Annotated in this window: 20 protein-coding genes; 6 read left to right on the forward strand and 14 right to left on the reverse strand. The window is 36.6% G+C overall.

Annotated features, from left to right (window positions below):
• The first annotated feature begins 61 nt into the window (after nucleotides 1–61).
• Nucleotides 62–3,070, forward strand: coding sequence for an ATP-binding protein (locus B3D98_RS00080; RefSeq protein WP_048395756.1), 3,009 nt, complete (start codon nucleotides 62–64; stop codon nucleotides 3,068–3,070).
• A gap of 5 nt (nucleotides 3,071–3,075) precedes the next feature.
• Entirely contained in the window at nucleotides 3,076–3,798 is a 723-nt protein-coding gene (locus B3D98_RS00085) for a DNA-binding response regulator (RefSeq protein ID WP_231595762.1), read from the forward strand.
• Between the two features lie 229 nt (nucleotides 3,799–4,027).
• Here the strand turns inward: B3D98_RS00085 and B3D98_RS00090 are convergent, their stop codons facing one another.
• Genes B3D98_RS00090 through B3D98_RS00120 form a run of 7 tightly spaced genes read right to left on the reverse strand, consistent with a single transcriptional unit; the run spans nucleotide 4,028 to nucleotide 9,803 of the window.
• Complete coding sequence (locus B3D98_RS00090) at nucleotides 4,028–4,396, reverse strand: Na+/H+ antiporter subunit G (RefSeq protein WP_048395761.1); 369 nt, start codon at nucleotides 4,394–4,396, stop codon at nucleotides 4,028–4,030.
• On the reverse strand, nucleotides 4,374–4,658 hold the full coding sequence (locus tag B3D98_RS00095) for a Na(+)/H(+) antiporter subunit F1 (protein ID WP_004233151.1): 285 nt from the start codon (nucleotides 4,656–4,658) through the stop codon (nucleotides 4,374–4,376). Before B3D98_RS00095 ends, B3D98_RS00090 begins: the two co-directional genes overlap by 23 nt.
• Nucleotides 4,658–5,140 (reverse strand): Na+/H+ antiporter subunit E, encoded by a 483-nt coding sequence (locus tag B3D98_RS00100; protein ID WP_048395764.1) that lies wholly within the window; start codon nucleotides 5,138–5,140, stop codon nucleotides 4,658–4,660. Before B3D98_RS00100 ends, B3D98_RS00095 begins: the two co-directional genes overlap by 1 nt.
• The gene (locus B3D98_RS00105) at nucleotides 5,140–6,645 is read right to left on the reverse strand and encodes a Na+/H+ antiporter subunit D (RefSeq protein WP_288579655.1); all 1,506 of its coding nucleotides are present in this window, start codon (nucleotides 6,643–6,645) and stop codon (nucleotides 5,140–5,142) included. The genes B3D98_RS00100 and B3D98_RS00105 overlap by 1 nt, the downstream gene beginning before the upstream one ends.
• Nucleotides 6,638–6,976 carry a Na(+)/H(+) antiporter subunit C gene (locus tag B3D98_RS00110; protein ID WP_004233143.1) on the reverse strand — a complete coding sequence of 113 codons (339 nt, stop codon included), beginning with the start codon at nucleotides 6,974–6,976 and terminating at the stop codon, nucleotides 6,638–6,640. Before B3D98_RS00110 ends, B3D98_RS00105 begins: the two co-directional genes overlap by 8 nt.
• Nucleotides 6,977–6,979: 3 nt before the next feature.
• Nucleotides 6,980–7,402 carry a Na(+)/H(+) antiporter subunit B gene (locus B3D98_RS00115; protein WP_004233141.1) on the reverse strand — a complete coding sequence of 141 codons (423 nt, stop codon included), beginning with the start codon at nucleotides 7,400–7,402 and terminating at the stop codon, nucleotides 6,980–6,982.
• On the reverse strand, nucleotides 7,392–9,803 hold the full coding sequence (locus B3D98_RS00120; protein WP_288579662.1) for a Na+/H+ antiporter subunit A: 2,412 nt from the start codon (nucleotides 9,801–9,803) through the stop codon (nucleotides 7,392–7,394). Before B3D98_RS00120 ends, B3D98_RS00115 begins: the two co-directional genes overlap by 11 nt.
• 563 nt (nucleotides 9,804–10,366) lie before the next feature.
• Between B3D98_RS00120 and B3D98_RS00125 the strand changes: the two genes are divergently transcribed.
• The gene (locus B3D98_RS00125; RefSeq protein ID WP_036075307.1) at nucleotides 10,367–11,053 is read left to right on the forward strand and encodes a histidine kinase; all 687 of its coding nucleotides are present in this window, start codon (nucleotides 10,367–10,369) and stop codon (nucleotides 11,051–11,053) included.
• A 29-nt stretch (nucleotides 11,054–11,082) separates the two neighbouring features.
• Here B3D98_RS00125 and B3D98_RS00130 read toward each other — a convergent pair whose 3' ends face one another.
• Complete coding sequence (locus B3D98_RS00130) at nucleotides 11,083–12,288, reverse strand: MFS transporter (RefSeq protein WP_048395769.1); 1,206 nt, start codon at nucleotides 12,286–12,288, stop codon at nucleotides 11,083–11,085.
• 102 nt (nucleotides 12,289–12,390) lie between these two features.
• Between B3D98_RS00130 and B3D98_RS00135 the strand changes: the two genes are divergently transcribed.
• A complete protein-coding gene (locus B3D98_RS00135; protein ID WP_288579667.1) occupies nucleotides 12,391–13,110 on the forward strand; it encodes a DUF421 domain-containing protein in 720 nt (239 codons plus the stop codon).
• A 24-nt stretch (nucleotides 13,111–13,134) separates the two neighbouring features.
• Here the strand turns inward: B3D98_RS00135 and B3D98_RS00140 are convergent, their stop codons facing one another.
• The gene (locus B3D98_RS00140) at nucleotides 13,135–13,839 is read right to left on the reverse strand and encodes a CBS domain-containing protein (protein WP_048395772.1); all 705 of its coding nucleotides are present in this window, start codon (nucleotides 13,837–13,839) and stop codon (nucleotides 13,135–13,137) included.
• 175 nt (nucleotides 13,840–14,014) lie between these two features.
• Here B3D98_RS00140 and B3D98_RS00145 point away from each other — a divergent pair, with 175 nt between their 5' ends.
• Nucleotides 14,015–14,785: a MerR family transcriptional regulator gene (locus B3D98_RS00145; RefSeq protein WP_288579670.1), complete on the forward strand. Its 771-nt coding sequence runs from the start codon at nucleotides 14,015–14,017 to the stop codon at nucleotides 14,783–14,785.
• Nucleotides 14,782–15,435: a GAP family protein gene (locus tag B3D98_RS00150; RefSeq protein ID WP_288579672.1), complete on the forward strand. Its 654-nt coding sequence runs from the start codon at nucleotides 14,782–14,784 to the stop codon at nucleotides 15,433–15,435. Before B3D98_RS00145 ends, B3D98_RS00150 begins: the two co-directional genes overlap by 4 nt.
• 39 nt (nucleotides 15,436–15,474) lie before the next feature.
• On the opposite strand, the gene B3D98_RS00155 is transcribed toward B3D98_RS00150, so the two are convergent.
• The 5 genes from B3D98_RS00155 to B3D98_RS00175 form a co-directional block, all read right to left on the reverse strand.
• Nucleotides 15,475–16,257, reverse strand: a complete 783-nt coding sequence (locus B3D98_RS00155) for an ABC transporter permease (RefSeq protein WP_103117267.1) — start codon at nucleotides 16,255–16,257, stop codon at nucleotides 15,475–15,477.
• Entirely contained in the window at nucleotides 16,254–17,138 is an 885-nt protein-coding gene (locus B3D98_RS00160) for an ABC transporter ATP-binding protein (protein ID WP_288579678.1), read from the reverse strand. Before B3D98_RS00160 ends, B3D98_RS00155 begins: the two co-directional genes overlap by 4 nt.
• The gene (locus B3D98_RS00165; protein ID WP_081010918.1) at nucleotides 17,135–17,338 is read right to left on the reverse strand and encodes a PLDc N-terminal domain-containing protein; all 204 of its coding nucleotides are present in this window, start codon (nucleotides 17,336–17,338) and stop codon (nucleotides 17,135–17,137) included. Before B3D98_RS00165 ends, B3D98_RS00160 begins: the two co-directional genes overlap by 4 nt.
• 118 nt (nucleotides 17,339–17,456) lie before the next feature.
• The gene (locus B3D98_RS00170; protein ID WP_048395783.1) at nucleotides 17,457–17,888 is read right to left on the reverse strand and encodes a protein-tyrosine phosphatase family protein; all 432 of its coding nucleotides are present in this window, start codon (nucleotides 17,886–17,888) and stop codon (nucleotides 17,457–17,459) included.
• Between the two features lie 20 nt (nucleotides 17,889–17,908).
• Nucleotides 17,909–18,856 carry a carbohydrate kinase family protein gene (locus B3D98_RS00175; RefSeq protein WP_288579683.1) on the reverse strand — a complete coding sequence of 316 codons (948 nt, stop codon included), beginning with the start codon at nucleotides 18,854–18,856 and terminating at the stop codon, nucleotides 17,909–17,911.
• Nucleotides 18,857–18,935 lie beyond the last annotated feature (79 nt).

Genomic DNA, 18,935 nt, shown 5'->3' on the forward strand with positions numbered 1-18,935 from the left:
GTATTAATGCCGTAAGTTATCTTGTATAATCCAAATAAATCATTTGAAAGGGATTTTTACGATGAAAAAATTATCGTTATTGTTCGCAATTATTATTGGCTCAGTGCTGATAGCAGGCATTACCTTTTTCTTAACTCAACCTAAGTCGCATGGGCCGCAAGCGATTGAAGGTGTGATGGATTTACGTCATCATTCATTTCACGATAATACGCCTATCAAATTAGATGGGGAGTGGGAATTTATCCCGAATCATTTAGTGGACGGTGAAGCCTTTGATTCCTATCAAAGCTATCTTGTTAATGTCCCTTCAGCTTGGACAAAATATACAATTGATGGGCAACAAATACCTGTATTTGAAAGTGGGACTTATCGTCTCAAGGTTTTAATCGATGATACCGAAGATATTTTAGGAATTAAAACGAGTAACATTCGAATGTCGAACGCATTGTATATTAACGGAAAGCGAGTTGGACATAGTGGAGAGCCCGCTGAGGATAGCAGCTATATACCCCACAATACCCCATATACCGCTTATTTTTCGCCTGATAAAAAAGAACTTGAATTGATTGTTCATGTAGCCAATTTTGATTATGCACCAGGAGGAGGAATTATTAGCTCCATTTTTTTGGGGGATCAATCTAGTATTGCAAAGCTTCGAGAGGGTGCCATATTCTACGATTTAATTACCTTAGCAGGTTTTTTAACAATGTTTATCTACTTTTTTGGCTCATATCTTTATTCAAAATTTGGTATAGAACAGCTTTACTTCTCTATATTTTGTTTCGCAAGTGGGGTTTACACCCTTACTCATGGCGAAAAGTTATTACTAGACTTTATAAATATTTCCTATGCTCCATTTCAGAAAATGCAAATGATCTCTAGTATAGCTGTAGGCCTTTTTATATTGTTGTATTTTTATCGTGCTCTAATAAAACATATGAATCGTTTAGTTGTGAAAGTGTTTTGTGCAATAGGTACCCTTCTAATGCTGGTTGCATTGCTTCCAACATCCATTAATTCACTATTTCAGAATATCAACTCATTGTATGTATTCGCAAATATTGTTTATATCTTCTATGTACAAATTATAGCAATTTACAAACGTGCTACTGGAGTAATGTATTTAACGTTAAGCTCTCTAGCCATTTTGCTTTATTTTATCGTTGCTACTTTAAATACAAATATTAATCTTGAACTGAGTGCTCTACCACCATTGTTGCCATTTATTTGCCTGACAATGCTTTCCCTATATATTTCTCATCGTTTTGCAGATTCTTATTTAGAAAAAGGCAAGCTAACGGAGGCACTGATACGTGTAGATAAATTAAAGGATGAGTTTCTCGCTAAAACATCTCATGAATTCCAAACGCCCTTACATGGCATTATAGGCATTTCACAATCTATGCTGAAGGATAATAGTTTACCTATCTCAGCGGACGAACAAAAAGAAAAAGTATCACTTATTTTCAATATTGCAGAACGTCTATCCTATTTAGTCAATGATTTACTTGATTTTTCAAAGCTGAAGGAGAATGAATTAACATTGCGGATGGCATCTGTTGATTTATATGCCATTACACATATGACTGTAGAAGTGCTTTCCTACACGATTAGCAAGAATGTCAAAATTTATAATCATATAGAACGGGGAACCTTTGTCCAAGCTGATGAAAACCGTCTTCGCCAAATTTTATATAATTTAATTCATAACGCAGTGAAGTATACAAATGAAGGAAAAATTGATATAACTTGTTATGAGAAACAGTCATTCCTTGTGATTGAAGTTAAGGATACTGGGTGTGGGATAGCACCAGAAAATTTAAAAACCATTTTTAACCCGTTCCAACAATTCAATTATTCAATTGGTGGCAGTGGATTAGGTTTACATATTACAAAGGAGCTTGTCGAGCGGCAGGGTGGGAAAATATTTGTTGATTCTATTGTCGGACAAGGCGCTACCTTTTCATTCAAATTACGAAAAGGTCAGCCGACAAATGAGGAATTACCATCCATGCCAATCCAAACATACCAGCATCCTTTCCTAACATTCCCACATATTGTTGAGAAAATAGGAAAGAAAAAAATTCTTATTGTAGATGACGATGCTGTTAATTTAAAAGTACTAATAGATATATTGACACAAGAAAACTATTCCATTATAGCAATTGATAATGGACACCATGTTTTTGAGTACCTTACACAACAACCTAGTATTGATTTATTAATTTTAGATATAATGATGCCCACAATTTCTGGCTATGAGATTTGTCAACAGGTTAGGCAACATTACACGTCTACAGAGCTACCTATTCTAATGTTGACTGCGGCGGTTCGCCCAGAGGATATGATTGCAGCCTTTCAATCTGGAGCAAATGATTTTTTACATAAACCTTTAGATGCTACCGAGCTAATGACAAGGGTTCGCAATCTTCTTTTATTGAAGGAGTCTGCAGAAACAGCTGTGAAAATGGAAACTGCGTTTTTACAAGCACAAATAAAACCGCATTTTATTTATAATGTCTTAAATTCCATTCTGTCCCTAAGCTATTTAGACTTAGATAAATCACGGGCAATGATTACAGATTTTGCTACATTTTTACGTAACAGTTTTGCCTTTGAAAATGCCAACAGTCTTGTCCCTTTGGAAAAGGAGCTTAGTCTTATTGAGGCATATGTAAATATTCATCGTACTAGATATCCTGAGCAATTAGAATTTAATATTTGCATGGATGAGCCTATCCAATGTCTTATTCCTCCTTTACTGCTTCAGCCTTTAGTAGAGAATGCCCTTCTTCATGGTTTGAAAGTCAGAAAAGAGGTTAGCGAGCTACTATTAGTTATAAGGCAGGAAGAGCATATGGTGATTTTCCAACTGATTGACAACGGCATTGGGATATCTTCAGAGCTTTTAAGGCAAATTCAAAATGGTGAGAAAACAGCTAGTCAAGGCATTGGTATCTTAAATATTTCCAAAAGATTAAAAAAATTCGACAACGCTACTATCCATTTTGATAGCCACGAAAACAAAGGAACGACTGTTGAAATAAGATTTCCAATAATTACTTTATAGAGGATGTGAGCAGCTTGTTAAAAGCAGTTATTATAGATGATGAAATTTTAGCCATTCGTTTATTAGAATCCATGCTAAAGGCAAGTGGCTCTATTGAGATTATTGGAACCTTCCAGAATCCAAAAGATGGTTTAGTAAATATTGATATGCTAAAACCTGATATATTGTTTTTAGACATTGAAATGACTGAAATGACTGGACTTGAATTTGCTTCTAAAATAGAAGATGTCTCAAGCTATATAGATATTGTCTTTGTTACAGCTTACGAAAATTATGCTTTAGAGGCCTTTAATGTACAGGCTATAGATTATATTTTAAAGCCCATTGACCACAACCGACTCTTAAAAACAATTGAGCGGCTACTTGAACGAAGGCAACATAAAAAGTTGATGCAACCAATTGAACATACTTCCGTAAATGAGGGAATCAAAATTATTCATACATTACACTTCCATATACACTCAGGAAAAGTTTCAATTGGTGATACTGTATTAACTTTATCAACAAAGGAATTCCAAATTTTATTCTTTTTAGCACAGCATTGCAATCAAGCTTTTCCAGCTGCTGAGCTGTACCGACTTATTTGGGACGAGGATAGCTTTGGACAAACACAAGCCTTACGAGTTCATATCAGCAATTTAAGAAAAAAACTTGAAACGATTCCAGGTCATACAGCTAAAATCGTTATGGTAAGAGGCTCTGGGTATCAATTAGTTTTTCAAGAATAATTTGAAAGGGAAGTTGATTAAGCCAATCAACTTCCCTTTCACTTATTTAGAATCCACTTGAATGTTAAGAAATGTCCAATGTTTGCTATCTTAAGCCAGTGCTCTCTTATCTTTTGTGCAGGGATTTCGCCACTCTCTTTGAACAATCTATTCATCAATTTTGCAGTTCTACTATTTTCATTATTTTGCACTAAAAAGACTGTTTGCTTTAGGGCAAACAGTCCTCCTTCTATTTTATCGTATGCTCTTCAGGGAACAATTTTGACTTTAATTCATCTTCACCAGAGTCCTTTGCTAATGGAACGCGAGAACGATAGGCAGCACGACAAATTAAATGCCCTGCAACGGGTGCTGTCACAAAGACGAAAAGAATACCTAAAATGAGCCGTACACTAACAAAACCGTCATGCACCCAGAAATAGATAAACGCTCCTAACAAACAGGTTAAAACCGATAATGTAGAGCTTTTCGTAGCAGCATGTGATCGTGTATAGACATCTGGTAGGCGAATCATCCCAAATGCGCTAATAACACTCACAATGGAACCTATAAGAATAAGGATAACTGCTGCCCATTCAATCATTTGATTTACGTTCAACAATCACACCTCTTTCTATATATTTTGTAAATGCAATCGTTCCGATAAACGCTAAAATGCCCAAAATAAGAATAGCTTCTAAATATGCTTTAGTCTTCAATATAATAGAGACAATCGCAATAGCCGATAATAAATTAACACCAATTGTATCGAGAGCTATCGCTCGATCAGGCATTGACGGACCACGGATAACACGATATAACGACAGCGCAATGGAAATACTGAAGAAAGCAAGTGCAAGAAGTAATATATTGTTAATCATTAGCGTGTCACCTCCATTATTGCTTGTTCGAATTTTCCAATTGATCGTATAACAGCATCCTTTGACTGTTCGATGTCCATAGCATGAATATAAAAGACATCTCCCTCTTCCGATACCTCCATGACGACAGAGCCAGGTGTTAACGTCAACAGTAAGGCAAGAGCTGTAATCTCCCAATCACCCTCTAATACAGTTTTATATGTGAAAATACCCGGTGTAATATTTAGCTTAGGTGTAGTGATTTGTCTTAATACACTATAGCTTGATAAAAATAGCTCCCAGTTAAACAGCCATAATAACTTGATAATGGAAAAGACTCTCCTCATGTAAAATTGAGTACCATAAAAGCGATGCATCGCATATAGAATACCCATACCTACAACAAAACCCATTAAAAATGTTGAAAATTGTGGTGTCACTTCATCCTGTAAAAGTAACCAAAGTGTTGCGATAAATAAATTTAAAATAAACTGCATCGCCATTATTTATTCACCTCACCTTGCCATTGTTCGCCATCTAAAACTGCATCGATATAGATAGATGGTGTATAAAGTGTTTCAGCTGCATCTGTGACAAATGGTGCCAGTTTTTCTGCCCCAATACCTAACCCAAATGTGCAAACAGCTAGTAATGTTAATGGCAACAATATACGTTTAGGTAAAGGTTTTTCATCCTCTAAGCTAATAATGGTTTCGCCGAAAAAGGAAGAAAGAAATATCCTTAACAATGAATATAAAACAATTAAACTAGAGAAAAACCCTAGACCTAATAGAACGAAATGGCCACCTTCTATCGCACCTTGTCCAATTAAAACCTTTCCTAAAAAACCACTCAGTGGGGGTATACCAGCTAGTGAACACATTGCTATAAAGAACAACCATCCAAAAAAGGGGTAGTTACGAATAAGTCCACTCATCTTATCAATTACTGTTTCCCCAGTGAGATATATCATCATGCCAACAGCTAAGAACAACATAGCCTTAGCTATCATATCGTGCATTAAATAGTAGATAACACCTTGTAAGGCTGACTCTGTGCCTACAGCTAGCCCAATTATTATAAAACCAACGCCAATTAGTACATTGTAAGAGGCTATTGTTCTAACATCACGACCTGAAAGTGCACCGATACAGCCTGCTATAATTGTGAGGCCAGCCATGATGCCAAGAGCTGTGTGTGTGACTTCAGGATTGTTAGGGAACAGCAATGTAAAGGAACGTACAAGTGCATACATCCCTACCTTTGTTAATAAAGCAGCAAATAAAGCAGCAATGGCAGTTGGTGGTACACTATAAGATCCTGGCAACCAGAAGAATAATAAAAGTCCAGCCTTCAAGCTAAAGACGATTAAGAAAATAAGCGCTACTGTTGTAATAAGAGGATTAGCTCCTGCCTCCATTACACGAACTGAAATATGTGCCATATTTAATGTGCCTACGGTTCCATACAGAAAAGCTAGTGCCACTAAGAAAATCCAAGAGGCAACAATGTTGATTAGCACATATTTCAATGCTTCACGTAGCTGAATTTTTTCGCCACCTAAGCTAATCAATGCATAGGAAGCGAGCAACATTACTTCAAAACACACAAATAAGTTAAAAATATCGCCCGTCAAAAATGAGCCATTGACACCTGCTATCATCAGCAAGGTAAATGGATAAAAATACATTTTTTCATATCTTAGCTCCATTGTAAAAATTGCATATAGCATACAAATGAGGGCTACAATATTTGCAACTAACAATAATAGTGTCGCAAATGAATCGGCTACAAATGAGATTCCAAATGGTGGTGCCCATCCACTAAAATCAATGCGCATCACACCCTGTTCTTGAATCTCTACTAATAAAATGACGCTAATGATAATAATAAAGCTCAATGTCAATAAGCTGATGATACGTTGTAGCGTCACATGCTCTTTTAAATACACCAGTAAAATAGCCGTAATTACTGGTACAATTAATGGTAAAACAATCATATTACTCATCAGGCGTACCTCTCAATTCATCAAAATTCCCTGAACCATTTGTTTTGTACGCGCGATACCCTAAAACGAGAACAAAAGCAGTGACAGCAAAGCTAATCACAATCGCTGTTAATATTAATGCTTGAGGTAATGCATCTGTATATGGTCCCTCTGATTCTCCTAATAACGGGACATCCCCTTTTTTTAAACCTCCCATAGTCAAAATCAGTAAGTGGGCAGCATGAGATAAAACAGCGGTGCCTAAAATAACACGCAATAACTGCTTCGAGAGGATTAAGTACGTCGCAACAGCTACTAATATACCTACTAAAACAAGTATTAAAGACTCCATTGGCTACTCATCCTCACTTATACTTAAAATAATTGTTACAACAACCCCCACCACTGTTAAAGCCACACCTGCTTCAAAAATAGTGACAGTTGAAAAGCCCATTTTCCCAAAGATAGGAACATCTATATACGTATGTGCTTGTGTTAAAAATGGGACATCAAAAAACAACGAACCTATTGCTGTTCCAGTTGCAAGCAATACACCAAGAGCTGCAACTTTTTTGAAGTCGAAAGGCATCCCTTTATGAACAGTTTCAATATCATAGGCTAGATATAACAAAACAATGCCTGAGGCTAACACCAGACCACCTATAAAGCCACCGCCAGGAGCATGATGCCCAGCAAAGAATAAATACACGCCGAGTGTTAAAATAATGAACACAACGGCTTTGGTAACGGTTCTTAAAATCACATCATTAATTTTCATGATCTGCTTCCTCCTTTCGTGGCTTAAGCTTTGTCAGAGCATAGACCCCTAAGCCAGCAATTAGAAGAACAACAACCTCTAGCATCGTATCAAAAGCACGGAAATCCCCTAGTATTGTATTAACGATGTTGGAACCGCCAGCCAATTCATAGGCATCATTGAAGTAAGTAGCCACTGGTTCAAAGCGATCATAGTGTACGACGGCTAAGCCAACAATTGTTACGGTTGCACCAACAAAAATAGAAATCAATGCTTTTGACCATTGAACCCTTTTACGTGGTAGCTCTGGCATTAAATCTGGCAAATATTTAAAACATAAAAGGAATAAAGCTGTTGTGACTGATTCAACAACTAATTGTGTTAAAGCTAGGTCTGGTGCACGGAAAATAACAAAGAAGAAGGCAATAGAATAGCCTAGTACACCATTTAGCAACATGGCTGTCACCCGACCCTTTGCGAAAATCATCCAAACAGCAGCAAAAATCATGACAAACACAAGGATTAACTCGTAGGATTCTATAGCGGAATCTTTGTCAAAATTAAAGGTCATGGCATCTGACCAAACAAAATAACCTGCGATAAGTGCAACAAAAAATACATATATATAGACAAAATAATGTGTTAAATTACCTGTCATATATTTATTGGTAAGCTTCTGTGAGCCATTTTCACTCATCTCTATCATTCGATTGTAATACGTATTAAACGTATACTTTTGTGAAAATAGACGATAAAGTGGCTTCCAGCTTTTTAATGTTTTAAATAAGATAATTCCAATAATAATGACACCTACTGTCATCAATAACTCTGCATTGATGCCATGCCATGCATGAATATGTGGTGTTAACTCACTTGTAGTTGGGAATGTTGGATAAATACTAGCCATAGCAGGCTCCAAAATATAATGACCTAATATATTAGGGAAGAAAAAGATACCAACTACCAACAAGCATAAAATAATTGGCGATATTAACATGCCAAGTGGAGCTTCGTGTGGTTTTTTATCAATCTTCTCTGGCTGTAGTTTACCCAAAAATGTACGACTAATTAAAATCAAACTATAGACAAAGGTAAAGATACTTGCCACCCATGCTATTATAGGGAAAAACAGCCCTATATCAGCAATAGAGAATGCTTCTACATCACGAATAGCCAATACTGCTGCAAAAAACATTTCCTTACTTAAAAAGCCATTAAATGGTGGCAGTCCTGCCATTGAGAAGCTACCAATCACAGCAATTGTAAAAGTGATAGGCATGAAAGACATTAAGCCACCTAAACGACGAATATCACGAGTACCTACTTCATGATCGACAATTCCAACCATCATGAATAAAGCTCCTTTAAAGGTCGAATGATTCACAAGGTGAAATAGCGCTGCAAAGCTTGCTTGGGTGTAAAGAATTGAGTTTTCCTCATAGCCATAATAATGACCAACAGACCCAAGACCAAAGAGACTCATAATTAAACCAAGCTGACTCACTGTTGAAAAGGCTAATAATGCTTTTAAATCCGTCTGACGGACAGCATTAAAGGAGCCCCAGAATAATGTAACTAGGCCGATAACACTAACTAGCCAGAACCATACTGCCTCTCCTCCAAAAACCGGTGAAAAACGAGCAACTAAATAAATGCCTGCCTTCACCATTGTTGCGGAATGTAAGTAAGCACTAACAGGTGTTGGGGCCTCCATAGCATCAGGCAACCAAATGTGGAATGGAAATTGTGCTGATTTTGTAAAAGCCCCTAGTAAAATTAGAATAAGCGCTGGCGTAAATAAGGTATGATCTCGTATAACCTCTACATTAGCTACAATTTCACGAATACTAAATGTATGAGAAGCTACATAGAGCATTAAGAAACCCGCAAGCATTGAGAGTCCGCCAAAGACGGTAATCATCATCGCTTTTTTAGCACCTGCCCGTGAAGCCTTTCTATGATGCCAAAATGCGATTAATAGGAATGATGACACACTTGTTAATTCCCAAAATGTGTATAATACCATTAGGTTATCTGAAAAAACAACGCCAAGCATAGCGCCCATGAATAGTAATAAATAGCAGTAAAAATGATGAAGAGATTCTTTCGTTGATAAATAAAAAATAGAATATAAAATGACTAAACTACCTACACCTGTAATCAGCAGACCAAAAATCATACTGAGTCCATCTAGGTAAGTTGTGAAATTTATATTAAAAGAGGGAATCCACTCATATGTATGAATAAAGGTTTTACCCTCGGCTAATTGAGGAATATAGCGAGCGAGTAAAAGAAACAAGATGAATGGAACAGATAAAACAAACCAGCCAAGATGTGTGACACGCCTTAGTCGCCTGTAAAGCAATGGAATTAGAGCAGCACAAACAAATGGCAAAAGTATCGCAATGAGAACTGTGACCAAATGAAAACCTCCTACTATCTAAATCATCTAGCAAATTTTTGTGGTGATGGGCATGTAAAGTGCTAAGACCTTAGAAATTTGTTCAAGCTAAGGAACATATTAGATGTATTCTTGAAATTTTTTAATGGAATGTGGTGGGGTATTAAAGTGCCTAATTGTTTATAAAAACGGTTATTTTAGTTATTTAGTCACTTCTAACCCGATGCAAGCCTAAATAACTTGTGGAAAATCAGATAATTTATACAGTTACAACTCAGTTAATATCAGCATAATGAAGAAACTTGACTATCTATTTAACTCACTGCATAATAGTGTGGCATATGAAAGCAAATTAGCATAGATGCACAGAATGCATAAATTAAATAATCTCTAATTATCGATTTAAGCTTAATCCTTCAAGGGTTTTCCAATACATTTTCGTTAACTTTTATACATTTTTAAGTATACAATATAAATGAGCATAATGCACTGTAACAGCATCGATTTTAGCTGTTTTAGGATAATTTTTTCAAATCAACAGTGAAATTAACAAAATACCAACAGATAAGAGGTGTACATTTTTTATGAAGCATGTAAAAGGGCGTTTGGATGAAAGTATATTAGTTTGTGTTTATTACGGCTTAAATGGCGAACGTTTGATTCGTCGTGGTCATAAGATGGCCACAATGCTTGATTGCCCACTCTATATTCTTTCAGTCGATTCGCAACCCCTTGATGCATTTGACGCAGAGAAATCTAGTTATATAGAGCAATGGAAAAAGTTATCAGATGAACTTGAGGTTGAAAAATTTATTTTGCAAGATAATGAAAAACGCCCCATACAAAAGGTTATTGCAGAGGTCGCGAAGAATTATAGTATTTCACAAATTATCGTAGGGCAAAGCGCACAAAGCCGTTGGGAGGAAATCACTAAAGGTTCGTTCTTAAACGTACTGTTAAAGGAAGTTCCTTTTGTTGATTTTCATATCGTAGCTGTTCAACGCCCAACCGATGATGATGCAAATGAAACATATGAAAAAGGAGTACGTGCTTACTTAATTAAAGAACAGGAGAACTTTAAAGTAGCATTTACATGTCCTAAGTATGTATCGATTGAAGGTATATTCTTCAAAGAAATTGGCACAGATTTTGACAATGGCATCTTTAAATTTACTTACAACGATAAAATGCATGAAGTTCATATTTCAGAGGGCTATGTAATTGATCAGGAAAAATTGCCAGCAGAATTTTTAGCTCCATTAAGACAATAAAAAAAACGCGTAGATACGCGTTTTTTTTATTAGACAGCAGCTGAAGCAGGTTTATCTTTCGGTAAGAAGAAGGCAACTAGTAATAATAAAGGTAATAATGAAACAACAATCATTGTAAAATCAATGCCTTTATGATCCATTAAAACGCCGATAACCATTGCCCCTATTGCGCCCATTCCAAAAGCAAATCCTGTTGTTAAACCTGCCATGGTGCCAATTTTTGTTGGGACTAACTCTTGCGCATAGACCACCGTTACGGAGAAGCTAATCATAATCAACGTACCAATAATAACTAAAAATATCATAGCCGCCCATAATGGTACATATGGCAATGCTAAACAAAATGGCATAGGGCCAACTACAGAAAGGATAATGACATTTTTCCTACCAATACGGTCTGATAAAGAACCTCCGAAAAAGGTACCTACTACACCAAATGCCATGAAGGTGAATATTAATATTTGCCCTAGTCGAAGGCTGACCTCATAGTGATCCATTAGATAAAACACATAAAAACTTGTTATATTTGTTGTATAAAATGATCGTGCAAAAATAATTGTAAATAATAATGTTAATGCGATTCCTACTTGTTTCTTTGTTAATGGAGGCAATGTTGAGACGAGTACACGCTTTTTCTTAGTTGCACGCTCCTGCTCCAATTGTTTTTTATACCATGTAGCAATTTTACTTAATAAAATGATACCAAACGTTGCAATTACTAATATGATCGCAGCCCCACGTTGCCCTAAAATATCAAAGATGTAAGCACTAATTAATGGTGCTAGTGCTTGCCCTGAATTTCCCCCCACTTGATAAATAGACTGCGCAAGTCCTCGTTTAGATCCAGCTGCCATAAAGGAAACTCTCGATCCCTCAGGGTGAAAAATAGCTGACCCGAAGCCTATAAATAATACCGCAATAATAATAATCCAATACTGCGTTGTGAATGCTATAATAGCAATCCCTATAAATGAACTAATCATACCGATAGGTAAAGCATAAGGCATTGGTTTTTTATCACTGATAAAGCCTACCGCAGGCTGCAATGCAGAAGCAAATATGTTTAATACAAAAGAAATCATTCCAATTTGTGTAAAGGTCAATCCTAATTCACTCTTAAATATCGGAAACATCGCTGGGATAACAGCTTGCATCGTATCATTTATTAGGTGAGCAACACCGATTGCAATCATTATTGGATAGATTGGATTGGTTACATTTAATTGTTTATTCATGTTGCCACCTCACTCTTATTTTGTTTAAACATGATTGTCGCATACTATCGACCATTTTGCACAAGCTATAGTTCGACAGCTGTAAAAGGAGTTGATGTATGCATGGAAAGCTTTATTCATGCTCACTTTTGGGAAATGATTCTACGAACAACACTTTCGTTTTTTGCCTTACTAATTCTGGCACGTCTACTTGGTAAAAAACAATTAGGCCAGTTAACGTTTTTCCATTACATTACAGGTATTACATTTGGGTCGATCGCTTCAGAAATTGCCTCTCAGGAAGAAACACCTTTTTTAGATGGTTTGATTTCTCTCGTTTGGTGGAGTGCTTTAACGTATTTGATGACCGTTATTACGATTAAATCTAAAAAAGCTCGCGTTCTCATTGATGATAAACCAACAATTGTTATTCAAAAGGGTCTTATTTTAGAATCAGCACTACAAAAAAACCGTCTTCATCTAGATGAGCTTACCATGATGTTACGTGAACAAGCCATTTTCTCCGTACAGGACGTTGAGTATGCTTTACTAGAAACGAATGGAAAGCTCAGTGTGCTACAAAAAACCTCTGAACAAGTGGCTACAAAGCAGGATGTTAAAGCCGACGTATCACCACCTACCTACCTTCCTACAGAAGTTATTTCTGATGGTCAACTTATTACCGAGAATATTGTTGAACTTGAGCTGACAGAAGACTGGGTAATAAAGAAATTGAAAAAGCAAAATGTGCATTCTGTAGAAGAAGTTTATTTTGCTCAAATCCAAACAAATGGTTCCTTGTACATCAGCTTAAAAGATAAAGCGAGACATTCAAGCCCTTAATTGCTTGTCTAGTCTCGTTTTTTGTTAATCAATTTTGACAATATCTAAGGGCGTAATAATACCGAGTAATCTTTGATGTGGTTGACCATGCTCCGTTATTAATAATGCCTCAAAGCGTCTCCCTCTTTCGACTCCTTGTTTAAATATTTCCTCAGCCTCATAGATGGATATCGTTCTACTGACAAATTTGTAATTCACTCTATTTTTCTCATGCAATAAGATATCATGCAGTGTTGGTATTCTTTTCGGTAAATGATCACCACCCATCTTTGACGCAAGCCAATTTGTGATTCCTACTGTTGTGATGAGCCCCTTAAACTGCTTATTATAATAAACAGGAAATTGTGTATATTTGCGCTGACGTATCACTTTTAAAACATGTTTTAAAGAATCATTTTCTTGAAAAATCAATACTCTTTTACGGAACATTTGCCCCACAAGCGTTGGCTTAGCAAGGGTAGCATCTATGTATTCAATTCGTTCTACAACATCAGTATGTGGCTCTGCAATCACATAATGTAATGATGTACGATGATGAACAATCGCATTTCGTAAGTCCGCATATGAGCGGAGATCATCTTCATATTTCTTCACCAAGACATCCTTTTTCTTTGCTTGATCAATCAGCCGATAAAAAGGCATAAAATCCTTCGCACCTACAATATCTCTCAGTCTATGATCTATTCGATTAAACGCTGTCAGGAAACGATCGGAATTTTCAGTTCCCACTTTTCATGTCCCTTCTTTCTATAGTAGTCTATATATTTTCCGAGTTATTTGACAAATTTCGAGTTACACACCCATTATATTCCTAAGTTATAGAGATTCCAAGAAAGGAGTTTTACAATCCCTCTTGAAAGTGACGTTACGTCATTTTATATAATGTCATTAACAGAGAGGAGGAGTGATTACCTTGCTTACGATTCACAATGTATCAAAACAAACTGGCATTTCTGTTCGAACGTTACGTTACTATGAGGAGATCGGCTTGTTACTTCCTATAGCAAAGACTGAGGGGGGACATAGGATTTACGGAGAGAACGAGCTCAAAACGTTACAACAGATTGTATTTTTAAAGGCATTGGGCTTCAAGTTGAAAGAAATTCAGACACTTATCAATAATTCATGGAACTGGGAAGCAAGTTTAGACCATCAGTTAGCTTTTGTAGCAGAAGAGCAAAAGAAACTACAGCAAATGAAGAACACTATTCTTGGATTAAAGAATGCTTCGTCTATCGAAGGTGGGTTGACAGAGTCCCTTATCCAAAAGTACATTAAGCTTTCAAATCAAGAACGAGATAATAAGCAAGACTTCCGCCAGCAGATTTTTGCAGCTACAGAAATGGAACTACTTAGAAAATTACCCAATTTAAATAAAAATGATCCTAATTCTTTAGAGTGGATTGGTTTATTAGGTCAATTAAAGCAGCTTCATAAGGAAAGTCCTGAAGCCGATTCCGTTCAGTTTATAATTAAACGAATGATGGAAAAAGCCGAGGTAGAATATAACGGAAATGATGAATTTTTAGAGAAGATGTGGACCATAAGAAAATCTACTTATAAATCTGAACAAATTGGATTATATCCTTTAGAGGAAGAATTTCTACATTTTATAGAGCAGGCTTTTCATGTTTATGAAACAAAAAAACAGGCGTTAGGAAAATCACAATCATGAACATAGAAATGTTGCTACTGATTGGTACCTTAGCTTTGTTAGACATGTTTAGTCCTTCTATAATTGGTGTATCAGTCTATGTATTGCTTGTGGCTAAAAAACAGCAGATCCGCCTTTTATTAACCTATTTAATGACTGTTGGTTTGTTTTACTTTAGTACTGGGATTTTTTTAATGCTAGGTCTAGGTGTCATATTCAACCCTATTTCTAATTTGCTAGATAGTTACTCAGCTCGATTAATCATGAGCATGGTAGGGGGAATTTTATTTATTGGCAGTTGGTTAGTTCCAAAAAGAAAGGCAAATGGATCCCCTAAACCAAAATCTTTACATGTGAGCTCTATGGTAGCTTTAGGTTTCACAACTTCTATTTTAGAAGTTGCAACCGCTCTTCCTTATTTCGCGGCAATAGGTATTTTAACGAGTAATCAAATAGTGTTTTATGAATGGTTACCTTTATTGGCAGGATACAATTTAGTAATGATTACACCAGGGATCATCCTACTATGCTTTCATCTATTATTCCGCCGATTTATGAATAAACCTTTAAGAAAAATTCAAACGCTTTTTGATCAAAGAACAAGCTCGACCCTTTCTTGGATTATGTTCTTTGTAGGATTGATTTTGCTTATAAATGGTAGGATGATTTAAAATAAAAAACGGTAAAAATGGATTTTTACCGTTTTCTCTTCAGATTTTTGTCATAGACGCATTTCTTTTCATCATCACGATACCAATGCCGATGCAGATAATTGTCAATGCTAGCGTAATGACTAAGCTCCACCAGTAATCTGACATCTCTATTGTTCCTCGAAATTTTGCAATTCCGTAGCTTGCTAGTTTCCACGGAGATATTGTCCAAAAGATTCCTATAATCATATCGATAATTTGCCCAACAAAGATCACTGTAAATGCACATGTTGTAGCAATAACTGTTTTAAAGCTGGCACTCATCATTAACGTAACAGCTATCACAAATAGCAACCAAATATAGTACGTAGAAAAGCTTACTAACAGTGCACCCACGTCCAACGTTCCATATAGAATAGTTGTATAATAGACACTTGCACCAAACCCAGCTAAAATACTAACAAAACAAATGGTGCTCATAACAACAAATTTACTCAAAAAATATGCGCCAAATGATATAGGCCTAGCATATAGTAATGTTGCCATACCATTAGCACGTTCCTTACTAATAGCTCCTACAAACGAAGCCATCATCACCAATAAGCCAATTGTTTGAAATTGCCCGATAGAAGCTTGAATTAAATCCAGTGGCATTAATTCTGGCATCAACATTTCAAAGCCCTCTGGAACATTTCCAACAGCATTTAAAATATCCATCATATAATAGTTTGTTAGTGGATCACTCATTCCAAGCAGAGCAAACACTAGAGGAATCCATAGAAACTTCCAACTCCGCCATGCTTCTCTAAATTCCTTTTGCAGAAGTACATTGAATCCTCTCATGCCTTTTTCGCCACCTTCATGAAAATTTCTTCCAAAGATGCTGTCTGTCGCTCTACCTTTCTAATTGTATAAGGACATTCACTTAACCGTTGAAGCAACATTTTCATCGTCGGCTCTTCATTCACGATCTCAATATACACATTACAACCTATTACATGATTAGAGGAATTTGCAAAAAGCTTAGCCTCTTCTTCACTGCCAAATTCAATGACATAATTTTGCTCATCAAAACGTTGCCGTACTTCACGTAATGTTCCCTGCTCTACTAGTTTTCCATTTTGCAAGAATAATAGTTGATCTGTCATTTCTTCAGCATCATTTAAAATATGCGTTGAGTATAAAATAGTCGTCTCTTGCTGTAGTCCTTTTAATAAATCAAGTACTTCTCTACGGCCAACTGGATCTAATGCTGAAACAGGTTCGTCTAATAGCAGTAATTTAGGCTTATGCACTATTGCTTGGGAAATACCTAGTCGCTGCTTCATTCCACCTGAAAAAGAGGCTATTTTTTTATGTTGGACGTCCCCTAACCCTACAAATTCTAAGGTTTTTTGTGCTTCTAATTTAGCCTTTTTGGCTGCTACACCATTCAATTTTGCAGCCATTTCTGTAAACTCTAACGCAGTTAACCAAGGATGAAATTGTGGATATTGGGGTAAAAAACCTATATTCGAACGTAAATCATTACCTAGCATCTTTACATTTCCAGCAGTCGGTCTTAAAAGCCCCGTTAACATAGATAAAGTGGTTGTCTTGCCAGCTCCATTTGGACCAATTAAAGCCGTAGAAGTTTTTTCCTCTAAGTTAAAATGAATAGCATCTACAACTTTGTGCTCTGCAAATTGCTTGGTCAAACCTATAACTTGAAGTAAAGTTGTCATGACTGCTTTCTCCCCACTATAAAGTACGCAATTGATCCAAATAGATTAGCAAAAAGAATAATAAACACCCAAAGAATTTTAGGGCCGTTTGTTGCATGAATTTTTCGTAAATCAATAAGTGCTACAATCATCAAAATAATTTGAACGATGATGAGCGGTGCTATTACTGCCCATGGAACTTTTGCTAATTCCTCCATCATACAGATCACCTCATTATTTGTTATACATTAACTATAACAACTTTGTTCTAATATGTATAGAACAAAGTATCTCTTACATCATAAAAAAAGATGTACCTTAATTAGTACATCTTCTCAATTATTTATAAAGTTTTTGCAGCGCGTCTTCCATTTTAGGGCGTATCGTCACCAATGGACGAGCTTTTTTGACAGCTGCCTGTGCTGCTTCTAATGAATCAGCCATTCCCAACTCCATTAATATAGCTGTAGCTGCAACACCTGCACGTCCACCACCACTTCCACAGTGAACATATACTTTTTGCCCTGTCTCAAAGGCTATAGCAACTTCTTGCGCGACTTGTTGGATGGATGATGCTACCTCACTATCTTCATCTGCTATAGGCATATGTTTATAAGAATAAGGAACTGTCTCCTGGTCTTGAGGGGATAGCCCTTGAACACGAACATCTATCACAACATCAACGGATTCTTGTGTAAATGCAGCCTCTGCATCTTTTGCACCGCCAAAGAACAGTTGATCCTTTACTAAAACATCGTAGTCTTTCCCCATATTCTCCACGCCTCACATGTTTATTTTAGTAAATGCTTAATATCCTCATAATATGGTAGAGCCGTTAAAGCACCTGCTTTTGTTGCGGCAAACGCTCCTAATTTGTTGCCAAAGCTTGTACAACGCACTAGTTCTTCTTTTGTTGTAGGTAAACCATTGTAATGGACATCACGTAGGACACCTGCCATAAATGCATCTCCCGCACCTGTTGTATCCACAGGCACTACTTTCTCAGTCGGTACATGGATAACTTCACCATTAAGGACTGCATAAGTCCCGTTTTCTCCTACGGTAATTAAAATAATAGGCACTAAATAGCTATTTAATTGCTCGATACCGTCTTCTAAGCTACTTGTCTCTGTCAGGAAGAATAGCTCATCATCCGTCACCTTTAAAATATCGACATCCTCAAAAAATGATGTAATCGTATCTCGACAAATTTCTTCACTGCTCCAACGTAAAGGACGAATATTTGCATCCATTGCAATAATCGCACCCTTGTCCTTAGCCATTTCTACTGCAGCTCGTGTTGTAGCAAGAGCTGTTGGATGGAACATTGTGCCTGAACACACCGTTAAAGCAGAGGCATGCTTAAAAGCTGCTTCATTTAGCTGTGATGGTTCAACTTGTAAATCAGGTGTTTCATCAACATAATCCTTAAAAATTCGCTCACATGCTTCTGTTAGATGCACATATACACCACTTACTCGTTTTGCTGGATCAAATACGGCATAATCCAGTTTCACACCCTCTTGGGCAAGCCCATCTCGCACAAATTGCGAGCCCTCGTCATCCCCCGTAATTGTAATTAATGCGGAAGGCGCACCAATGCGGCTAATACCCGCTGCAACATTGACCGTTGCGCCACCCATATATTTAGTAAATGATGTGTTTGTTACATCATCAGCAATATAGTCAATAAAAGCATCTCCATAGACTAATATAAAATCCTTCTCTTCCTTTGTCATGATAGTCCTCCTGAAAGTCTAGTCATTATAGATTAACACGAAAATTGTCATTCTATAAAGGTTTTTACTTTTGGCATTT

This window comes from Lysinibacillus sp. UBA5994 (assembly GCF_002429725.1).
Lineage (GTDB): Bacteria > Bacillota > Bacilli > Bacillales_A > Planococcaceae > Lysinibacillus > Lysinibacillus capsici.

Bases quoted from the DNA above. Each gene is read 5' to 3' on its own strand.
- B3D98_RS00080 (WP_048395756.1), top strand. From the start codon at position 62: ATGAAAAAATTATCGTTATTGTTCGCAATTATTATTGGCTCAGTGCTG.
- B3D98_RS00095 (WP_004233151.1), bottom strand. From the start codon at position 4,658: ATGATTAACAATATATTACTTCTTGCACTTGCTTTCTTCAGTATTTCC.
- B3D98_RS00100 (WP_048395764.1), bottom strand. From the start codon at position 5,140: ATGGCGATGCAGTTTATTTTAAATTTATTTATCGCAACACTTTGGTTA.
- B3D98_RS00105 (WP_288579655.1), bottom strand. From the start codon at position 6,645: ATGAGTAATATGATTGTTTTACCATTAATTGTACCAGTAATTACGGCT.
- B3D98_RS00110 (WP_004233143.1), bottom strand. From the start codon at position 6,976: ATGGAGTCTTTAATACTTGTTTTAGTAGGTATATTAGTAGCTGTTGCG.
- B3D98_RS00115 (WP_004233141.1), bottom strand. From the start codon at position 7,402: ATGAAAATTAATGATGTGATTTTAAGAACCGTTACCAAAGCCGTTGTG.
- B3D98_RS00125 (WP_036075307.1), top strand. From the start codon at position 10,367: ATGAAGCATGTAAAAGGGCGTTTGGATGAAAGTATATTAGTTTGTGTT.
- B3D98_RS00130 (WP_048395769.1), bottom strand. From the start codon at position 12,288: ATGAATAAACAATTAAATGTAACCAATCCAATCTATCCAATAATGATT.
- B3D98_RS00135 (WP_288579667.1), top strand. From the start codon at position 12,391: ATGGAAAGCTTTATTCATGCTCACTTTTGGGAAATGATTCTACGAACA.
- B3D98_RS00150 (WP_288579672.1), top strand. From the start codon at position 14,782: ATGAACATAGAAATGTTGCTACTGATTGGTACCTTAGCTTTGTTAGAC.
- B3D98_RS00155 (WP_103117267.1), bottom strand. From the start codon at position 16,257: ATGAGAGGATTCAATGTACTTCTGCAAAAGGAATTTAGAGAAGCATGG.
- B3D98_RS00160 (WP_288579678.1), bottom strand. From the start codon at position 17,138: ATGACAACTTTACTTCAAGTTATAGGTTTGACCAAGCAATTTGCAGAG.
- B3D98_RS00165 (WP_081010918.1), bottom strand. From the start codon at position 17,338: ATGATGGAGGAATTAGCAAAAGTTCCATGGGCAGTAATAGCACCGCTC.
- B3D98_RS00170 (WP_048395783.1), bottom strand. From the start codon at position 17,888: ATGGGGAAAGACTACGATGTTTTAGTAAAGGATCAACTGTTCTTTGGC.
- B3D98_RS00175 (WP_288579683.1), bottom strand. From the start codon at position 18,856: ATGACAAAGGAAGAGAAGGATTTTATATTAGTCTATGGAGATGCTTTT.